Source organism: Candidatus Mycobacterium wuenschmannii (assembly GCF_030252325.1).
GTDB lineage: Bacteria > Actinomycetota > Actinomycetes > Mycobacteriales > Mycobacteriaceae > Mycobacterium > Mycobacterium wuenschmannii.
In genome coordinates, this window is the sequence record NZ_CP126981.1 from 2,449,481 (window position 1) to 2,470,158 (window position 20,678).

13 protein-coding genes and 1 riboswitch are annotated in these 20,678 nt (G+C 64.2%); of the genes, 8 read left to right on the plus strand and 5 right to left on the minus strand.

Annotated features, from left to right (window positions below; genetic code table 11):
- Positions 1-19: 19 nt before the first annotated feature.
- From scoE to PT015_RS11555, 7 genes are all read left to right on the plus strand, one after another.
- Positions 20-889 (plus strand): (3R)-3-[(carboxymethyl)amino]fatty acid oxygenase/decarboxylase, encoded by an 870-nt coding sequence (gene scoE / locus PT015_RS11525; protein WP_285190744.1) that lies wholly within the window; start codon positions 20-22, stop codon positions 887-889.
- Positions 886-1,434: an FcoT family thioesterase gene (locus PT015_RS11530; protein WP_285190745.1), complete on the plus strand. Its 549-nt coding sequence runs from the start codon at positions 886-888 to the stop codon at positions 1,432-1,434. The genes scoE and PT015_RS11530 overlap by 4 nt, the downstream gene beginning before the upstream one ends.
- Before the next feature lie 23 nt (positions 1,435-1,457).
- On the plus strand, positions 1,458-3,041 hold the full coding sequence (gene fadD10, locus PT015_RS11535) for a fatty acid--CoA ligase FadD10 (protein ID WP_285190746.1): 1,584 nt from the start codon (positions 1,458-1,460) through the stop codon (positions 3,039-3,041).
- A gap of 4 nt (positions 3,042-3,045) precedes the next feature.
- Entirely contained in the window at positions 3,046-3,279 is a 234-nt protein-coding gene (locus PT015_RS11540) for an acyl carrier protein (RefSeq protein ID WP_285191063.1), read from the plus strand.
- Positions 3,266-7,447 carry an AMP-binding protein gene (locus PT015_RS11545; RefSeq protein WP_285190747.1) on the plus strand — a complete coding sequence of 1,394 codons (4,182 nt, stop codon included), beginning with the start codon at positions 3,266-3,268 and terminating at the stop codon, positions 7,445-7,447. Before PT015_RS11540 ends, PT015_RS11545 begins: the two co-directional genes overlap by 14 nt.
- A 24-nt stretch (positions 7,448-7,471) precedes the next feature.
- Positions 7,472-10,339 (plus strand): MMPL/RND family transporter, encoded by a 2,868-nt coding sequence (locus tag PT015_RS11550; protein WP_285190748.1) that lies wholly within the window; start codon positions 7,472-7,474, stop codon positions 10,337-10,339.
- 53 nt (positions 10,340-10,392) lie between these two features.
- Positions 10,393-10,580: riboswitch (cobalamin riboswitch) on the plus strand.
- A 116-nt stretch (positions 10,581-10,696) separates the two neighbouring features.
- Complete coding sequence (locus tag PT015_RS11555; RefSeq protein WP_285190749.1) at positions 10,697-11,620, plus strand: mycobacterial-type methylenetetrahydrofolate reductase; 924 nt, start codon at positions 10,697-10,699, stop codon at positions 11,618-11,620.
- Here the strand turns inward: PT015_RS11555 and PT015_RS11560 are convergent.
- Genes PT015_RS11560 through prpD form a run of 4 tightly spaced genes read right to left on the minus strand, consistent with a single transcriptional unit; the run spans position 11,600 to position 18,533 of the window.
- A complete protein-coding gene (locus PT015_RS11560) occupies positions 11,600-14,986 on the minus strand; it encodes a pyruvate carboxylase (protein WP_285190750.1) in 3,387 nt (1,128 codons plus the stop codon). The two genes, PT015_RS11555 and PT015_RS11560, sit on opposite strands and share 21 nt — an antisense overlap.
- Positions 14,987-14,989: 3 nt before the next feature.
- Positions 14,990-16,117 (minus strand): bifunctional 2-methylcitrate synthase/citrate synthase, encoded by a 1,128-nt coding sequence (locus PT015_RS11565; protein ID WP_285190751.1) that lies wholly within the window; start codon positions 16,115-16,117, stop codon positions 14,990-14,992.
- Positions 16,114-17,031, minus strand: coding sequence for a methylisocitrate lyase (gene prpB, locus PT015_RS11570; protein ID WP_285190752.1), 918 nt, complete (start codon positions 17,029-17,031; stop codon positions 16,114-16,116). The genes PT015_RS11565 and prpB overlap by 4 nt, the downstream gene beginning before the upstream one ends.
- Positions 17,028-18,533, minus strand: a complete 1,506-nt coding sequence (gene prpD, locus PT015_RS11575; protein WP_285190753.1) for a 2-methylcitrate dehydratase PrpD — start codon at positions 18,531-18,533, stop codon at positions 17,028-17,030. The genes prpB and prpD overlap by 4 nt, the downstream gene beginning before the upstream one ends.
- Before the next feature lie 87 nt (positions 18,534-18,620).
- Here prpD and PT015_RS11580 point away from each other — a divergent pair, with 87 nt between their 5' ends.
- A complete protein-coding gene (locus PT015_RS11580) occupies positions 18,621-20,078 on the plus strand; it encodes a short-chain fatty acyl-CoA regulator family protein (RefSeq protein ID WP_390887973.1) in 1,458 nt (485 codons plus the stop codon).
- Here PT015_RS11580 and PT015_RS11585 read toward each other — a convergent pair.
- Entirely contained in the window at positions 20,062-20,577 is a 516-nt protein-coding gene (locus PT015_RS11585) for a DoxX family protein (RefSeq protein WP_285190755.1), read from the minus strand. The two genes, PT015_RS11580 and PT015_RS11585, sit on opposite strands and share 17 nt — an antisense overlap.
- Positions 20,578-20,678: the final 101 nt, after the last annotated feature.

Below are 20,678 nucleotides of genomic sequence, written 5' to 3' on the forward strand. Positions count from 1 at the left end.
CGAATGAAAGAGACAGCTGATGACGCTCAACGTCAAGGGTGAGGGTCTCGGTGCGCAGATCACCGGGATCGACCCCGCAAACCTGGAAGACATCACCACCGACGAGATACGAAACCTGGTCTACGAGAACAAGCTTGTAGTCCTCAAAGACGTTCACCCGACTCCAGCGCAATTCATCCAGCTCGGGCGAATTCTCGGGCAGATCGTGCCTTACTACGAACCGATGTACCACCACGAGGATCATTCGGAGATCTTCGTGTCGTCGACCGAAGAAGGTCAGGGCGTGCCCAAGACGGGCGCATTCTGGCACATCGACTACATGTTCATGCCCGAGCCGTTCGCGTTCTCCATGGTCGTGCCTCTCGCCGTGCCTGGATCAGATCGCGGAACGTATTTCATCGACCTGAACAGGGTCTGGGAGTCGCTGCCGGCCGCCAAACAGGATCTGGCCCGCGGCACTCTGAGCACCCACGATCCACGTCGGCACATCAAGATCCGCCCCGCGGACGTCTACAAGCCGATTGGCGAGATCTGGGACGAGATCACCCAAACCACTCCGCCGATCAAGTGGCCCACCGTCATTCGGCACCCCAAGACCGGGCAGGAGATTCTCTACATCTGCGCGTCGGGCACCAACAAGATGGAAGACAGCGACGGCGAGCTCGTCGATCCGGCCGTTCTGCAGGACCTGATGGCAGCGACGGGGCAGCTCGACACCGGTTACACCTCTCCGTTCATCCACACCCAGCACTACGAGGTAGGCGACATCGTGTTGTGGGACAACCGGGTGTTGATGCATCGGGCGAAGCACGGCACCGCCTCGGGCACTCTGACCACTCATCGGCTGACCATGCTCGACGGCCTCGCGACACCGGGATACGCGGCATGAGCACCATCGACTTGGCTGCGAACACGGACTCGGGGGCCACGGACACGACTCCGATCGCCGAAGATCTACTCGTCAAAGTCCTTGAGCCGTACTCCTACAAAGGTTGCCGTTACCTGATCGACGCGGAGTACAAAGCCACCGAGACCTCCGTGCTCGGGTATGCGAATTTTCGCATCACCGAGTCCGCGTACATCCGGAGCACCGGTCATTTCAATGCCGCGGAGCTCATCCTGTGCTTCAACCAACTCGCGTACTGCGCCTTCGCGCCCGCCATCCTCAACGAAGAGATTCCCGTGCTTCGCGGCTGGTCGATCGAGGACTACTTCAACTATCAGTTGCCGAGCATGCTGATCAAGAACGCATCTCAGCGATTCCGACGACCGATCAATGCAGAGAGTTTTTCAGCGCGACTGCTGTGCAAAGACTTTCAGGTCATCGATCGGTCGATACGTTATCTGTCGATTCCGTGCTCGATCGAGTTCTGGGACGGGATCGGCGGGGCCGCCTACGGCGAAGTCGAACTCGCGGCGCTCAATATCCCGTAGACCGCTCAAAGAAAGACCTTCACATGTCCAACTCGCCTTCTTCCGTGCTGGAGCGTGTTCTGCGGCAGGCCGCGCGGCGACCCGAGGCAATTGCCTTACGGCGCTGCGACGGCCGAAGCGCTCTGCGGTATCGCGACCTCATCGTCCAGACAAACCGGCTGGCCGCCGACCTGGCGGGCCACTCTGTGGTCGAGGGGTCCCGGGTGCTCGTCATCTCGGACAACGGCCCCGAGACCTACCTGTCGGTGCTGGCCTGCGCAGCACTGGGCGCGATCGCCGTCATGGCGGATGGCAACATGCCGCCGGCGGCGATCGGCCGCTTCGGTGAGATCACTGATCCAACAGCGGTTCTCGTCACACCAGGCAGTAAGGTCCAGACGTCGTCGTTGCCTGACGCCCTGCAATCGATACCGACGATCGTTGTGACCGTCGACGGTCGACCGGCAGACACCGATCAGCTGGCCGAGAGACCTGCGCATGGCGCCGACGACCCTCTCGCGATGATCTTCACCAGCGGTACCACCGGGGAACCGAAGGCGGTGCTGCTGGCCAACCGCACGTTCTTCGCGATCCCGGACACGCTTGAGCAGACGGGTCTGGACTGGATCACCTGGGTGGAGGGCGAGACCACCTATTCGCCACTGCCTGCGACCCACATCGGCGGCCTGTGGTGGATTCTCACCTGCTTGATGCACGGCGGAATGTGTATCACCGGAGGTGAGCACACGTCATCGCTGCTGGAAATTCTCACTACGAACGCCGTTGCCTCGACATGCCTTGTCCCCATGCTCATTTCCAAGCTGATCGCGGAGCTGAAGTCCGGTGATGCATCGGTCCCGTCCTTGCGGCTCCTCGGTTACGGCGGATCGCGGGCCATCGCGTCCGACGTGCGTTACATCGAGTCTGCGGGAATCCGTACGGCGCAGGTGTATGGACTGAGCGAAACCGGTTGCACGGCTTTGTGTCTGCCGACCGATGATGAATCGATCACGAAAATCGAAGCCGGAGCGGTGGGGCGACCCTATCCCGGCGTCGGTGTCTACCTGGCCGGCCCCGACGGTGGCGCACCCACCCTGCCCGGCGCGCCCCCATCTGCAACCTTCGGCACGCTGTGGATCAAGTCACCGGCCAACATGTTGGGCTATTGGAACAGTCCTCAGCGCACTCAGGAAATACTCGTTGATGGCTGGGTGAATACCGGCGATCTTTTGGAGTGCCACGACGACGGGTTCTTCTACATCAAGGGCAGGTCGTCGGAGATGATCATCTCCGGTGGGGTCAACATCGCACCGGACGAGGTCGACCGGATCGCCGAAATTGTGCCCGGGGTCGCCGAGGCCGCCTGCTACGAAATTCCCGACGCCGAGTTCGGAGCGCTCGTCGGCCTCGCAGTCGTTCCCTCGGCGCCCCTCGACGAGGTCTCGGCCCGTAGCCTCAAACAGGCTGTCGCCGCGCACTATCGACGCGAGTCGGAGTCGATGGCGCGGCCGGCGACGATCGTCATCGTCGCCGACATCCCGCGGACCCAGTCCGGCAAGGTGATGCGCGCTTCGCTGGCCGCGGCCGCTGCGGGCGGCGACAGGCTCGAAGCAGCCGTGCGTGCCTGACGATATCCGCGAGAGGATTGTCGACGCCGTTTGCGAAGTTCTCTACGTGGACGAGGCGGAGTTCGTCGACGGCGATGCGACAGACCTGCGGGACCTCGGGCTGGACTCGGTTCGGTTTGTCCTGCTGATGAATCGACTCGGCGTGGAGAAGGGATCCGAGCTGCAGCGCCGGTTGGCGGACAATCTGTCGATTGCGGACTGGATGGCCGAATTGGCAGGTCGACGTGCGCACGCTTGAAGATGGTCCAGAAGTTCTGCCGCTGAGCAGGTCTCAGCAAAATCTCTACGGCGGAGTGCTGCAGGACGGTGACCCCTCCAGGTACCTGATCGGCAAGAGTTACCAATTTCGCCCGGTAGCGCTCCCCAGGTTTCTCGCGGCTCTGCAGGCGGCTACGCTCGCCAGCCCGATTCAACTCTGTGTCCTGGAGGCGAGCGCGGACCCGGGTGGGTACCCGAATCTCGTTGCCCGGCTGGAGTTCGACGACGTGGTACGGGTGGTCGCGGAATGCGACGACCATGTCGAACACGGTCTCGAGAGCACGTGGCGATCCGGCATCCTGGCCAAGCCCCTTGTGCGCTATACGGTCCGAACCGATCAAGCCGGTGCGGTATCAGGACTCGAGGTGCACACGCATCACATTCTTCTCGACGGCGGCGCGACCGGCATCATCGAAACCGACCTCGCCCGCTTTCTCACATCCGACGCTGATCACGAAACCCCCGGTATCCGTGCGGGTCTCGTCAAACTCGCGAACGCCCACCACCGCGAGGCAGAACGCGTCGAAGATGCGCGACGGCGTCTCGCCGACACCGTGCGCCGGGAACTCGTCGACGACGCGCACCGGTCTCATCACATCGATGGCTCGAACTCCCCCGCGGCTGCGGCAACGGGTGTCCTGCAGGAATCGGTGACGCTGCAGGGTGAGTCCTATGAGGCGTTGGTCGCCCTGTCGGAGGCGCATCACATACCCTTCAATATCCTGGTCGCCGCCGCGGCACTGGCGGTGAACGCAAGTTTGCGACAGAGCACCCAATGCCTTCTGGTACATGCGGTGGACAACCGCTTCGGCGACCCCGACCTCAATGTGGCTACCTGCCTGGTCAATTCGGTCGCACACGCAGTCCAATTCCCGCCGTTCACGTCGGTGCACGACCTGCTACGGACACTCGACCGAAGCTACGTCAGAGCCGTACGACGCCGGTGGATCCGCGAAGAGCACTACCGTCGCATGTACATGGCGACGAACCACACGTCACAGATCGATACGTTGACCCTCAACTTCATTCGCGAACCATGCGCACCCGAACTCCGCCCCTTCCTGCTCGGCACCCCGGTAGCCACAAATGTCGGGCCCATTGAGGGAATGACGGTGGCCAGCGTCCTGAACGAGCGGGAAAGTTCACTGACGCTGTCGATTTGGGATCGCGATGACCTACCGGCCAGCCGGCAGGGCGCGGGGATCGCACAGCGGATCGCCGCGGCTCTAGAGTCGATGGCAGCGGGCTGGGATCAGCCAATTGCGGCGACCGTCGACGAGTGGTTCGAGCTCGGCACGGACGGGACCCGCTGTCCCGCCCCTTCGGCCGCGTGGTTTCTGGCATCGACGGGCGGAATACCCGAGATTCGGCTGACCCACCGATTTGTGGACCGGTGGCTCGCCTGGCTCGTTCGCGGCAGCATCGCACCGGGCACGGTTGTGGTGTGCGCCGACGACAACACCGACAAGACCACGGATCTGCTCATCGCCTGTCACCTAGCAGGATGCGGCTACAGCGTCTGCGATGATCCGGCCGGCATGTCGTCGCGCGCGCAGACAATTGCCGACCACCGCGACCTCCCCGGGACGTACCTGGTCGACGTCGCGAATACCGAACTCGCCGAACCGGATTACGACGCATGTCGTGCGATCGATCGGCGCATCGACGGCGTCGCGCACGATCCGACCCTCGCCGAGATGACGGCCTATCTGATGCCCACCTCGGGATCGACCGGCCAACCCAAGTTGGTCCGTGTCTCGCACGGATCGTTGGCGCTGTTCTGCGAGGCGACGCGGGAAGGGTACGGGTGGACGGCGGATGACATCGTGCTTCAATGCGCGCCGCTGACGTCCGACATCTCTGTCGAGGAGATCTTCGTTGCCGCCATGTGCGGTTCGGGTCTCGTCCGGTCGACCGCGACCAGAACCGGTGACCTGGTGGCGCTCGTTCGGGACCTCACCGTCAGTGGATCGACGATCCTCGATCTCCCGACCGCGATCTGGCACCTGCTGTGTGACGACGCAAGCGCCCTGGAGGCTGTGCGGCGCTCCCGGCTTCGCCACATCGTCATCGGTGGTGAACCTGTCCGTCCTACCGCCGTCGACAAATGGGTCGATGCCATTGGCACCCAGCAGGTCTCGCTCATCTCCACCTATGGGCCCACCGAGACCACGGTGGTTGTCACCTACTTGCCGCTGGTCGACTCGCAGACGACGGTCGAAGCTGCAGCCAGACTCAGGCTGGGCCGGCCCCTGGTGGCCGGCACCGTGTTCATCGCATTCGGTGAGGTCGTCGTCGTCGGCGACCTGGTCTCCCACGGCTACCTCGGCAGCGACAACGCCGGCTTCGGCGCGGTGGCCACCCCTGACGGCTCACGGAGCCGCGCGTTCGCCACCGCCGACCGCGTAATCCTCGACGAACGCGGGTTTTTCGTGTTCGCCGGTCGAAAAGACGCCGTGGTGAAGGTCTCCGGCAAGCGCATCGACACCGCCGAGGTGATCAGGAATATCTCCGCGGATCCTGACGTCACCGACGTCGCTGTCGAGGTGCACGACGGCAGGCTGGCGGTCTGGTTCGAAACCCACCACACCCGTCGGGGCGCCGAGGACGCCACCGTCGCGGCACGCATCAGCCTGATCCTCGCCAACCTGCGCGTGCCGTCCTCGTTGGTCATCGACGTCCCCAGCATTCCGCGTCAACCCAACGGCAAGGTCGACAGCACTGTCTTACGGATGGTGCCCGAAATACGCAGAGACACAACGGAAGGGACTGAGCCGGCGCGACGTGCGATCGATCTCGCGGAGATCTGGAGTGGCTGTCTCGGACGGCGCATCGGGCCGTCGTCGTCACTTCTCGATGAGGGTGTCGGCTCGCTGGATCTCATCAGAATCCTGCCCGAGTCTCGCAGCTATCTCGGTTGGCACATCACCATCCTCGACTTGATCAGCGCGGACACCGCCATCAACCTCGTCGAGTCCGAGCCGCTGGTGGACGATTGGATGGACACCGCCACCGCAGACTGCATCGAACAGGATCTGTCGGAACTCACCGCGCGCACGTCTATAACGGGCTCGATCGATCGACGGTCGACCGAGAGACGAGGGCAACGCTCGATCGTCGTACTCGGCGCAACGGGAATCCTCGGCACCGGCTTTGCCCAGGCGTATCTCGACCACAGACGATCGGGTGCAGATCTCCCGGAGCTCGTCTTCGTCACCAGGACGGATCTGCCCGCACACGGCCCGTGGGTGGCGCTTCGCGATTCGGGCGGCCTGCGCGTCGAGCACCTCCCGTCGGAATTCGCCGCCGCCGACGTGGCCCACCTCGTGGCCGACGCCGGAACGGTGATCAACTGCATTGGCAACACCAATGTCCTGGTCCCCTACCGCGAGCTTCGCTTCGCCAACGTCGAGTTCGTCTCGCAGCTCACCGAACTCTGCGCGAACCGCGGCGCAATGTTGGCGCACTTGTCGACCCACGTCGTGAGCGCCGATGTGACGGCGGCGCGCGTCACCGACCCGCGACGGGCGCCCTACCCCTACGCGGCATCCAAGTCGCTGGCCGAGATTACGGTAGCGAGCTCACGTCCAGACCTGGACTTCAGGCTGATCCGGCTGCCCAGAGTGCTGGGTGAGGACTACCAGATGCGCGATTCGGCAGACGTTTTGGTGGCCGTGGCCGACGCCTGCGCTGCGCTGGGTGCTCGTCCCGCGCTGACCCTTACCGAGGAGGTCACCACTGCCCGAGCGGCAGCAGTCAGCATTTTGGCTCTCGAACCCCAATCGCAACCCCGATGCGGCCTCACAGTAGTGCGGGGACAACAGCTCGCGTATCGAGACTTCTTGGGCCGTTACGGCTCCGAAGAACTCGACATTGCCGAGTGGAAAAGTCGCGTGGACAGCAGTGATTGGGCTCAACTGAACCCGCGACGGTGGTCGGTGGTCGACGCCTGGATCACCTTGGGCATGATGCTGGGCGGCCGCTCGTACGCGGACTACCTCTCCGACTACCCGACCGTCACCCTCGGTGTCGAAGCTGTCGGCGAGCTGAAAACACAACAACAATCGATGGAAGCGATCGTCGATGCTGCCGTCTGTCGCTACTCGGAAGACTCTCATGACGGAAAACTCTGTGGTACAACACGTTAAATCTTCTCCTGATTACCTACTTCGATGAGCGAGCACCTCGAAGCCGACCGCCCGTTGCTGGCCAGGACAATTCACCGATTCGCCATCCCGATCATCCTGCTGTGGATAGCGGTGGTCGCGGCCCTCAACATCTGCGTTCCGCCGCTGGAAGTCGTCGGACAAGAGCGCTCGGTGTCGTTGAGTCCCAAAGATGCACCGTCGCTGGTGGCGCTCAAGCGCATCGGTCGAACCTTCAAAGAAGGGGAGACCGACAGCGTGGCGATGATTGTCTTGGAGGGTGCCAAACCTCTGGGCAGCGACGCCCACACCTACTACGACAAGCTGGTGCGCAAGCTCCGCCAGGACAAGGCGCATGTTGTTGGTATTCAGGACTTCTGGGGTGATCCGCTCACCGCGGGCGGCGCACAGAGCAACGACGCGCGGGCAGCCACCGTTCAGGTCAACCTCGCCGGCAACCAAGGCGAACAACTAGCCAACGAATCGGTGGACGCGGTTCGCGCCATTGTCAACAGCGAAGCGCCACCACCCGGGGTGAGCGCTTACGTCACCGGCGCTTCGGCGATGGCCGCGGACATGCATGCCAGCGGCGACAAGTCGATGATCAAGATGACGCTGACGTCTGTCGCGGTGATCTTGATCATGCTTCTCCTGGTCTACCGCTCAACCGTCACCGCACTTCTGCTCTTGCTCACGGTCGGTATCGAGTTGTCCGCTGCACGAGGCGCTGTCGCGCTGCTTGCGCATGTCGGACTGGCTGGGCTGTCGACGTTTGCGGTCAGCCTTCTCACGTCGCTGGCGATGGCCGCCGGGACCGACTATGGGATTTTTCTCGTGGGCAGGTATCAGGAGGCCAGGCACGCCGGCGCGGACCGCGAAGCCGCCTTCTACACCATGTACAAAGGGACCGCCCACGTCATCCTCGGGTCCGGTCTGACGATCGCGGCCGCAACTTTTTGCCTGAGCTTTGCGCGGATGCCCTACTTTCAGACGCTCGGACTGCCTTGCGCGGTCGGCATGCTGGTCGCTGTCCTCGTCGCGCTTTCGTTGGGACCTGCCGTCGTGGTCGTCGGCGGCCGCTTCGGCGCGTTCGACCCGAAGCGACAGCTGAATTTCCGCGGTTGGCGACGAGTTGGGACTGCGGTGGTCCGCTGGCCGCTGCCGATCCTGCTTGCGACGGGCGCGATTGCCCTCGTCGGTCTGGTGAGTTTGACCGGCTACCAGCCCAGCTATGACGACCGCGCATATCTACCCACGTCCATTCCCGCCAACCAGGGTTTCACCGCCGCCGACCGGCACTTCTCCCAAGCTCGAATGAAGCCTGAGATCCTGATGATCGAGGCGGATCACGACTTGCGCAATCCTGCCGACTTCCTGATTCTGGACAAGCTGGCCAAGGGCATCTTCAAAGTTCCCGGTATTTCTCGCGTGCAGGCGATAACTCGGCCCCAGGGGACGACGATGGACCACACCACGATCCCGTTCCAGATCAGCATGCAGAACGCGGCTTCAGTCCAGACAATGAAATTTCAGCGCGACCGGATGAACGACATGCTCGAGCAGGCCCACGAGCTGGACAAGACGATCGCCTCGATGCAGCGGATCTATGGCGTGACCGCGCAGCTCGTCGCCACCACCCATCACATGGTGGGTGACACCTCAGAGATCCAACAGATCACCAACGAACTGCGAGACGACATCGCCAATTTCGACGACGAGTGGCGGCCGATCCGCTCTTACTTCTATTGGGAGAAACACTGTTTCGACATCCCCGTGTGCTGGTCGCTGCGATCGATTTTCGATGCGATGGATGGCGTCGACCGGATCAGCGCAAAGTTCGACACGCTCGTCACGGACATCAAAGACTTCGATCGGTTGATGCCGCAGATGATTTCGGAGTTCCCACCGATGATCGAGACGATGGCAAAGATGCGCGACATGATGCTCACAACCCACAGCACCATGTCGGGAATCTTCAGCCAGATGGACACGATGAGCGAGAACGCCTCAGCCATGGGTCACGCGTTCGACACCGCCAAGAACGACGACTCGTTCTATTTGCCCCCTGAGGTTTTCGCGAACCCAGACTTCAAGCGCGCGATGGCCAACTTCCTGTCCCCTGACGGCCGTGCCGCCAGATTCATCATCCTGCACCGCAGCGATCCCGCATCGGCGGAGGGAATTGCGAGTATCGACGCGATCCGCACGGCGGCCGAGGAGGCGCTGAAGGGAACCCCGCTGGAAGACTCGAAGATCTACCTGGCCGGTATGGGAGCCGTTTTCAAAGACATCTCCGAGGGAGCGAAGTGGGATCTTGTGATTGCCGGGATAGCCTCGCTTTGTTTGATTTTCATCATCATGCTGGTGTTGACCCGGGCATTCATCGCCGCCGCCGTCATCGTGGGAACCGTGCTGATCTCTCTCGGCGCCTCGTTCGGGCTGTCCGTTCTCGTCTGGCAGTACCTGTTGGGCGTGCCCTTGCACTGGCTGGTACTCGCGATGTCGGTCATCGTGCTGCTGGCGGTGGGTTCGGACTACAACCTGCTACTGGTGTCCCGATTCAAACAGGAACTCCACGCCGGCCTCAACACCGGAATGATCCGATCCATGGGCGGCACAGGCAAAGTCGTGACCAACGCCGGCCTGGTATTTGCGTTCACGATGGCTTCCATGGTGGTCAGTGACGTCCGGATGATCGGTCAGGTCGGTACCACCATCGGCCTCGGACTTCTATTTGACACTCTGATCGTGCGCGCCTTCATGACACCGTCTGTCGCAGCACTGCTCGGTCGCTGGTTCTGGTGGCCCATCAAAGTTCGCTCGCGGCCTGCTCGCATTCGACACACGCCGACGAGTGGAAGTCCAGTGGATCGGTTGCTGGCCGCGAACCACTAGCACCCAAGGTACGATGACCGCGCAACTGGTCTGCCGGGGCCGCAACGACCCTGGCATCGAGCGGCGCTCTCGGCGCCGCGAGAGGGAATCCGGTGAGAAACCGGAACTGTCCCGCAGCGGTATGCAGGAACGACCGCCGTCAACGGCACTGGTCACATCGACTGGGAAGCGACGGCCATTAGGTGCACTGATCAAGTGCGCGCCTGCGAGTCCGAAGACCTGCCAGCTGTGCCGGGCGCGCCGCGTCCGGCGGTGCATCGCCTCGTGGAATGGGCGGATGTCCTTCTCTGCGGTCGGCGACCGCGTGGGCAGACGTTCGTGGGCGATCTCCATCCTGACGATAGCTGGAGACCAGTCGTGCCCTTGAACACCATCGCACTGGAGTTGGTACCGCCCAACCAAGATCACGGAGCCGAGCAGGCTCACGAAGAAGCGCTGAAGGTGCTGCGCTACACGGAAAAGTCCGGCATCGCGGGGCGGGTCGGCCATGTGATGATGCCGGGAATCATCGCCGAGGACGACGACCGGCCCGTGGAGATGAAACCCAAGCTCGATGTGCTCGACTTCTGGAAGCTGATCAGCCCGGAACTGCCTGGCGTGCATGGGTTGTGCACTCAGGTCACGGCGTTCCTGGACGAGGCTGCGTTGCGGGATAGGATCGGCGCCCTCAGCGACGCCGGATTCGACGGTGTGATCTTCGTCGGCGTACCGAGGACGATGAACGACGGCGAGGGCGCCGGTGTTGCGCCGACCGACGCGTTGTCGATCTTCGACGATGTCGTCACGAACCGCGGCGTGATCCTGATTCCGACGCGTGACGGCGAGCGCGGACGCTTTCACTTCAAGTGCGACAAGGGCGCCACGTTCGGCATGACGCAGCTGCTGTACTCCGACGCCATCGTCACGTTTCTCAAGGAGTTCGCCCGTACCACTGACCACCGGCCCGAAATCCTGCTGTCGTTCGGCTTCGTCCCGAAAATGGAGACCGAGAACGGCTTGATCGATTGGCTCATCCAGGATCCCGGCAATGCGGCGGTGGCGGCCGAACAGGCCTTCGTCCGGCGGCTGGCCGGCAGCGAGCCCTCGGCCAAGCGACGCGACCTGCTCGACCTGTACAAGCGCGTCATCGACGGGGTTGTCGACCTCAGCTTTCCGCTGAGCCTGCATTTCGAAGCGCCCTACGGTAATTCGGCGCCGGCGTTCGACACGTTCGCCGAAATGCTGGACTACTGGTCGCCGAACGCCGACGACAACGCAGTCTCACTCGTCGAGCTCGATTAGTAGATCTCCGCCCTCGACCTGCGCGGTTGCCGCTACGACCACACGCTTCACCGTGCCCGCTCTCGGCGCCGCGATGCCGGCTTCCATCTTCATCGCCTCGATGGTCGCGACGTTCTGTCCCGCCGCGACCGAATCCCCTTCGGCCACAACCACAGTGACGACGCCGGCGAACGGAGCTGCCAAGTGGCCGGGATTGCTCCTGTCCGCCTTCTCCGCGACGGGCACGTCGGTGGCGACATTGCGGTCGCGGACCAGCACCGGCCGGAGCTGACCGTTGAGGATGCACATCACAGTGCGCATGCCACGCTCGTCGGGTTCGGAGATCGCCTCTAGCCCGATCAGTAGCTCGACGCCCTTCTCCAGCTCCACCCGATGTTCGTCGCCGTGTCGTAGTCCATAAAAGAACTGATTGGCGCTCAAACTCGAGGTGTCACCGAATTCCTCTCGGTGGCTGAGGAACTCCCGTGTCGGCGCGGGGAACAGTAGCCGATTCAGTGCGGCCTGACGCACCCGTCCGGGCCGGGAGATCTGATCCTCGTCCTCGGCCGTCAACTCCTGTTCGGGCTTGGCGGCGCCACGGCCGTCAAGAGCCCTGCTGCGCAACGGTTCCGGCCAGCCGCCTGGTGGGTCGCCGAGCTCGCCGCGCAGGAATCCGATCACCGAGTCGGGGATGTCGTAGTGGTCGGGCTCGGCCGCGAACTCGTCGGCCGAGGCGCCCGCGGCCACCAACGCCAACGCAAGGTCACCGACGACCTTGCTGGACGGTGTCACCTTGACCAGCCGGCCCAGAACGCGGTCCGCAGCCGCGTAGCTCTCCTCGATCTGCTCGAACCGGTCGCCCAGCCCGAGCGAGATCGCCTGCTGACGCAGGTTCGACAACTGCCCGCCGGGAATCTCGTGGGAGTACACGCGTCCGGTCGGGGATGGCAATCCGGATTCGAACGGACGGTAGACCTTTCGCAGGGCTTCCCAATACGGCTCGAGGTCGCAGATAGCGGGCAACGACAAACCGGTGTCGTATTCGGTGTGCGCGGCAGCGGCCACGATCGAACTCAGCGCCGGCTGGCTGGTGGTGCCCGCCATCGGCGCAGCGGCGCCGTCGACCGCATCGGCGCCGGCCTGCCAGGCCGCGACGTAGCTCGCCAGCTGACCGCCTGCGGTGTCGTGGGTGTGCACGTGCACGGGCAGGTCGAACCGCGACTTCAACGCCGTGACCAACGTGGTCGCCGCCGGCGCCCGCAGCAGGCCGGCCATGTCCTTGATCGCCAACACGTGCGCGCCGGCTTCGACGATCTGCTCGGCCAGCTTCAGGTAATAGTCCAGCGTGTAGAGGCTTTCACCGGGGTCGCTGAGGTCACCGGTATAGGACATCGCGACTTCGGCCATCGCGCTTCCGGTTTCACGCACCGCGTCGATCGCGGGCCGCATCGAGTCCACATTGTTGAGCGCGTCGAAGATCCGGAAAATGTCGACACCCGTCGCCGCAGCCTCCTGGACGAACGCCGACGTCACGATCGTCGGATACGGGGTGTACCCGACGGTGTTGCGGCCGCGCAGCAGCATCTGCAGGCAGATGTTCGGGATGGCCTCGCGCAGCGCCGCCAGCCGCTCCCACGGATCTTCCTTCAGAAACCGTAGTGCCACATCGTAAGTCGCCCCGCCCCAGCATTCGACCGACAGCAACTCCGGCATCGACCGCGCGATGTACGGTGCCACCTTGAGCAGACCGGTGCTGCGCAGTCGGGTGGCCAGCAGCGACTGGTGTGCGTCGCGGAACGTGGTGTCGGTGACACCTACGGCGCGCGACTCGCGCAACCAGGCGGCGAATCCTTCCGGGCCGAGCTCGATGAGCCGTTGCTTCGACCCTGGCGGCGGCACGGTCGAGATGTCCGTGTCGGGCAGCTTGTCGTGCGGATACACGGTCGACGGGCGTTCGCCGTGCGGCTTGTTGACCGTCACGTCGGCCAGATAGTTGAGAATCTTCGTGCCGCGGTCCGCCGAGCTGTAGGCGGTCAGCAGGTCCGAGCGCTCGTCGATGAACGACGTGGTGACGCGGCCGGCCTGGAAGTCGGGATCGTCCAGAACCGCCTGCAGGAACGGAATATTCGTGGACACCCCGCGGATCCGGAACTCCGCGACCGCGCGGCGGGCCCGCTGCACGGCGGTGTTGAAATCGCGGCCGCGGCACGTCAGCTTGATCAACATCGAGTCGAAATATGCGCTGACTTCCGCTCCCAACGGCGTTCCGCCGTCCAGCCGGATGCCGGCTCCACCGGGTGAGCGATAAGTGGTGATGCGGCCGGTGTCGGGCCGGAAGTTGTTGGACGGATCCTCGGTGGTGATCCGGCATTGCACGGCCGCACCGCGCGCAACGATCGAATCCTGCTGCAGGCCAAGCTGTGCCAGCGTTTCCCCGGCAGCGATTCTGATCTGCGCCGAGACCAGGTCGACGTCGGTGATCTCTTCGGTGACGGTGTGCTCGACTTGGATGCGGGGGTTCATCTCGATGAAGACATGCTGGTTGTTCTCGTCGAGCAGGAACTCGACGGTGCCGGCGCAGCTGTAACCGATCTCCCGCGCGAAGGCCACCGCGTCCGAGCAGATCTTCTCGCGCACTACAGGGTCCAGGTTCTGCGCCGGCGCGAGCTCGATGACCTTTTGGTGGCGTCGTTGCACAGAGCAGTCCCTCTCGTAGAGGTGGATTACGTCGCCGCGGGTGTCGGCCAGGATTTGCACTTCGATGTGCCGCGGGTTGACGACGGCTTGCTCGAGGAAAACGGCGGGGTCACCGAACGCCGACTCCGCCTCGCGGCTCGCGGCCTCGATCGCCTCCGGTAGCTCCGCGGCGTCCGTCACCCGTCGCATGCCGCGACCACCACCGCCCGCCACCGCCTTAACGAACAATGGATAGGTCAACGACTCTGCCGCACTGACCAATTCGTCCAGCGTCGACGAGGGCTCCGACGAAGCCAGAACGGGCAGGCCGGCTGAGCGAGCCGCTGCGATGGCGCGAGACTTGTTGCCGGTCAGCGCCAATACCTCTGCGCTGGGGCCGACGAAGGTGATACCCCGTTTGGCGCACGCGGAGGCCAGCAGCGGATTCTCGGACAGGAATCCGTATCCGGGATAAATCGCGTCCGCCCCGCACGCGATTGCGGTGGCTACGACCTCGTCGACGGAAAGGTAGGCCCGGACCGGGTGCCCGGGCTGACCGATCTGATACGACTCGTCGGCCTTCAACCGGTGCAGCGAGTTTCGGTCCTCGAACGGATAAACCGCTACCGTGCCGACACCGAGTTCGTAGGCCGCACGAAAGGCGCGTATCGCGATCTCGCCGCGGTTGGCGACGAGGATCTTGGCGAACATCGCCTACGACAGACTGCGTTGCGGCTGGCCTGAGTACTGGGACAGCGGCCGAATCAGTGCATTGGACGCGGCCTGCTCCATGATGTGCGCGGTCCAACCGGTGATGCGACTCATCACGAAAAGCGGAGTGAAGCTGGGGATGTCGAATCCCATCAGGTAATACGCAGGCCCGGTGGGGAAATCCAGATTGGGCTTGATCTTGGTGGCGGCGTACATCTCCTCCTCGAGGATTTGGTAGATGTCGAGCCACTTCTGGCCGTCGCGAACGGCGGCAACCCGGCCGAGCGCCAGCTTCATCGTCGGCACCCGGGAGTCGCCGTTCTTGTAGACTCGGTGCCCGAAGCCCATCACCTTGTCTTTACGAGAGATCTTGTCTCGCAGCCACTCCGAAGCTTTGCCGGGAGTGCCGATCTCGATCATGTCGTGCATGACCGCCTCGTTGGCGCCACCGTGCAGCGAGCCCTTGAGAGCGCCGATTCCCGCGGTCACCGCGCTGTAGATGTCCGACTGCGTGGACGTCACTACCCGGGCGGCGAATGTCGACGCGTTGAAGCTGTGCTCCGCGTAGAGGATCATCGACTGCTCGAAGGCCGAGACGATGACCGGCTCGGGTACCTCCCCGAAGCACATGTTCAGAAAGTTCTGCGCGTAGCCGAGGTGGCTGTGCGGCTGGATGGGCGGCAGACCGCGGCGGCGCCGGATGTCGTAGGCCACGATGGTGGGCAGCGCGGCGAACATCCGCAGCGACTTAGCGTAATTGGCCGACTCCGAGCTGTCGTCCTCCTCGGGGTCTTCGGCGCCGAGGTAGCTGATCGCGGTGCGCACCACGTCCATCGGGTGGCAGGTGTCGGGCAGCTTGTCCAGCAGTGACTGCAGCGATCGGTCGATCCGCCGGCTGGCCCGTTCGCGCTGGTTGAACAGCGCCAGTTCGCCGTCGTTCGGCAGTTCGCCGTGCCAGAGCAGGTAGGCGACCTGCTCGAAGCTGCAGTGCGCGGCCAGGTCCTGGACCGGGTAGCCGCGGTAGGTCAGCGAGTTCGTCTCGGGCACCACCTTGGAAATCGCGGTGGTGTCGACGACGACGCCGGCTAATCCCTTGTAGATTTTCGGCTCGGCAGGAGCGACAGTGGTCATTGGTCGTGCCCTTTCACGGTGAAGTTGAAAATCTCGTCGTCGAACTGGTTGTAGTCGGCGTAGCGCAAGAGTTCGTAGAGCCGGCTGCGGTGCTGCATCTGGTCGAGTAGGCCGGATTGCGTTCCCTTGGTCTCGATTTCGCGCAGACCCTCTTCGACCGCGAACATCGCGAGGCGCAATGTGGTGACCGGGTAGATCACGACGTTGTAGCCGATGTCGGTCAGCTGCGAGGTGGTCAGCAGGTCCGACTTGCCGAACTCGGTCATGTTGGCCAGCAGCGGAACATCCACTGCGGCACGGAACTTCTCGAAGTCCACCGGCCCGTTGAGAGCCTCGGTGAAGATCAGGTCGGCGCCGGCGTCGGCGTACGCCCTGGCCCGCTCGACGGCGGCATCGATGCCCTCGATGCCCGCGGCGTCGGTGCGCGCACAGATGACGAAGTTGGGATCGCGGCGGGCGGCCACCGCGGCGCGCAGCCGCTTGATCATATCCGCGGTCGGCACAACGGCTTTGCCGTCCAGGTGGCCGCACCGCTTAGGGTTGACCTGGTCCTCGAGATGGCAGCCGGCCAGGCCGGCGTCCTCCAGCTGCGTGATGGTGCGCGCCGCACTCATCGGCTCGCCGAATCCGGTGTCGGCATCGATCAGCGTGGGCAGGTCGGTCACCGCGGCGATCTGAGCGCCGCGGCCGGCGACCTCGGTCAGTGTGGTCAGCCCGATGTCGGGCAGTCCGAGGTCGGCCGACAGCACCGCGCCCGAGACGTAGACCCCCTCGAATCCGATCTCTGCGACGAGCTTGGCGACGAGCGGTGAGAAGGCCCCCGGGAAGCGTTGCAGCCGGCCCGAATTCAGCCCCGCCCGAAAGGCTGCGCGCTTGTCGGCGGCGCTGGATGCCGCACCCAGCAAACCGGTCACCGGAAGATCCCGGACGGAATCGTCGGCGCCTTATCCAGCACCTCGGGCAGTACCCGCACATTGAGCGCAACCAGGTCGCCGCCCTTGAGCGCGCTGACGTCCTGCACGGCGTGCAGGAACCGTTGCTGCTCAGCGGGATCCACCACTCCGTCGGCCAGATGCGAGAACTTACCGATGTACTGCTCGCGCTCGAACGGCCGAGCGCCCAACGGATGCGCGTCGGCGACGGCGAGTTCGTCGGTGAGCACCTCGCCGCTCTTGAGTGTCACCTCTGCGCGCGCGCCGAATGCCTTCTCGGCCGGGTCGTTCGAGTGGTAGCGGCGGGTCCACTCGGGGTCCTCGACCGTGGATATCTTGTGCCACAGCTCGACGGTGTCGGGCCGGTGCGCCCGCTCGGGTGCATACGAGCGCTCGTGATCCCAGCTGCCGTCTTGCAGCGCGACCGCGAAGATATAGGGCAGCGAGTGGTCCAGCGTCTCGCGCGAGGCGTCCGGGTCGAACTTCTGCGGGTCGCCGGAACCGGTGCCGATCACGTAATGCGTGTGGTGGCTGGTGTTGAGCACGATCGTCGCGATCTGGTCCAAGTGGCCGATGCGCTCCCGCAGCCGGCGGGCCAGGTCGATAGGGGCCTGACTCTGGTATTCGGCGGAGTGCTCCTTGGTGTAGGTGTCCAGGATGGCGCGCTTGGCTTCACCGGGCTCGGGCAGCGGTACGTGGTAAGTGTGTCCGGGGCCGGAGAGCAGCCAGGCGATGACGCCGTCCTCGCCCTCCCAGATCGGTGCGGGCGCGCCCTCGCCGCGCATCGCGCGGTCGACGGCCTCGATGGCGACCTTGCCGGCCAGCGCCGGCGCGAAGGCCTTCCAGCTCGAGATCGACCCCTTACGGGACTGCCGGGTCGCAGTGGTCAGGTGCAGCGCCTGCCCGATTGCCTGGTAGATCGTGTCGACGTCGAGCCGCAGCATGGTCCCCAGTCCGGCGGCGACCGACGGGCCGAGGTGTGCGACGTGGTCGATCTTGTGCTCGTGCAGGCAGATTCCCTTGACCAGGTCGACCTGGACCTCGTAGGCCGTGGCCAGACCGCGGATCAGGTCGCTGCCGCGGACACCGAGTTGCTGGGCCACCGCGACCAGTGGCGGGATGTTGTCGCCGGGGTGCGAGTACTCGGCCGCCAGGAAGGTGTCGTGGTAGTCCAGTTCGCGCACGGCCACGCCGTTGGCCCAGGCCGCCCATTCTGCGGAGTAGCTGCCGTCGACGCCGAAGACGGTCGCCCCCGATCGCGCCCGATGGGCCAGAGCTTGCTGACGGGCTGTCGTGACCGGGCGCCGGATAACGGAGGCGGCACTGACAGCCGCGTTGTCGATGATCCGGTTGATCACCATTGCTTCGGTCTCCGGTGCGACCGCGACCGGGTCGACGGCCACTTGGGCGATCTTGTAAGCCAGGTGCTCGGTGATCGGAAAATCGTCGGCGCTGCGGTGGGTCCGCACCTCGTGGGTCAACATGATTCGCACACTATGCAAACTTCGCTCCATGCGAAAGGTCCTGAATATGCGTAAATTTGCGTCCTTGCTTGGCGCAAATTGCGAACGTTGTGTACGCACGCGCGGGGTACAGTTCGTCGCGTGGCGAAGACGTTTTCGGGTGCCCGGCTGCGCCGGCTGAGAAACGAACGCGGCCTCAGTCAGGCGGCGCTGGCCCGGGCGTTGAATCTGTCGACCAGCTACGTGAATCAGTTGGAGAACGACCAGCGGCCCATCACAGTGCCCGTGCTGCTGGCGCTCACCGAGCGGTTCGACCTGCCGGCGAACTACTTCTCCTCGGACGCGGACGCGCGGCTGGTAGCAGACCTGTCCGACGTATTCACCGCGGCCGCATCCGACGACTCCGTCAGCGCAGCGCACATCGAAGAACTGGTGGCCAGAATGCCGGAGGTGGGCCGGAACCTGGTCGGCGTGTACCGACGGCTGCGGGATGCGACCGAAGAACTGGAGGCCTACCGCTCGCACGCGACGACGGAGACGCCGCTACCCTCCGAGCGCCCGATGCCGTTCGAGGAGGTGCGCGATTTCTTTTACGACCGGAACAACTACGTCGGCGAGCTCGACGAAGCGGCTGAGCGAATGTTCGTCGACAGCGGAATGACGTTGGGCGGTCTGGACGTTCAACTGTCGACGATGATGTTCGAGCGGTTCGGCGTTCGGGTGATGATCGACGCCGGCCTCGGCGAGCAGACCAAGCGTTCCTACGATCCCGATGTCAAGGTGCTACGCATCGCCCACTGGCTGCTGCCGGGTCAGCGCGCCTTCCAGATCGCCACCCAGTTGGCATTGGTGAGCCAGCGAGAGCTGTTGTCGAAGCTCATCGCCACCGACGATCAGCTCACGTCGGAATCCCGCGGTGTGGCCCGCATCGGTCTGGCCAATTACTTCGCCGGCGCCTTTCTGCTGCCCTACCGCCAATTTCACCGTGCCGCAACCGAATTGCGGTACGACATCGACCTGCTCGCCCGCCGTTTCGAGGTCGGCTTCGAGACCGTGTGTCACCGGCTATCGACGCTGCAGCGGCCGAAGCTGCGTGGCGTGCCGTTCATCTTCGTGCGCACGGACAAGGCCGGCAACATCTCGAAGCGACAGTCCGCTACCGCATTTCACTTCAGCCGCGTCGGCGGCAGCTGCCCGCTGTGGGTCGTGCACGACGCCTTCGCGCAGCCGGGGCGGATCGTCACCCAGGTCGCGCAGATGCCGGACGGACGGTCCTATTTCTGGCTCGCGAAAACCACCCCGCCCGAGGGTCAGGGCTACCTCGGACAACACAAGAGCTTCGCCATCGGCCTGGGTTGCGACTTGGTGCACGCCGACAAGCTCGTCTACTCCACGGGCGTGGCCCTCGACGATCCGAGCACCGCAGTGCCGATCGGTGCGGGCTGCAAGATCTGCAACCGATCGGTCTGCGCGCAGCGCGCCTTCCCGTACCTGGGTGGGCGCGTCGCGGTCGACGAGAACACCGGCAGCGGGCTGCCGTACTCGCCGGCTACTGGGCCGGCTTGACCGGGGGCCGGTAGAACAGCGCCAGCTGGCCGAGCGCCCCGCCGATGCCCAGCAGCAGCGAACCGAACAGTCCGTGCCAGCCGGGGTGGAACAGCGTCGGGCCGAAGATCTCGTAGTCCAGGCTGAACCTGCCGGGCCCGGTCCCCGCGATGGCCACCGCCGCGACGGCCAGGATCAGGTTGTACTCCCAGCCCTCCTTGACGATGAAGAAGCCGTTGTGGCGGTGCACCGTCCAGGCCGCGACCAGCATCAGCGCAACAAACCCGGCGGCGGGAATCGGCGTGAGCAGGCCCGCGGCCAGGCCGAGCCCGGCGGCGATCTCGGTGCTCGCGGCGACGACGGCCTGGAATTTGCCGTACTTCATCCCGATGCTCTCGAACCAGCCCGCGGTGCCGGGGATCCGGCCACCGCCGAAGAACTTGTTGTAGCCGTGCGCGGCCAGCGTCAGGCCCAGCACCAGCCGCAGGATCAGCAAGGCGACGTCAAAGCCATCATTCATAGACTCGAACCTAGATCATCGGGTAGGCACGGGATAGGCAGAGGTATCCTGCCAGCCGCACCCGACATAAAGGAGCGACCCATCAAGATCGCGATCATTGG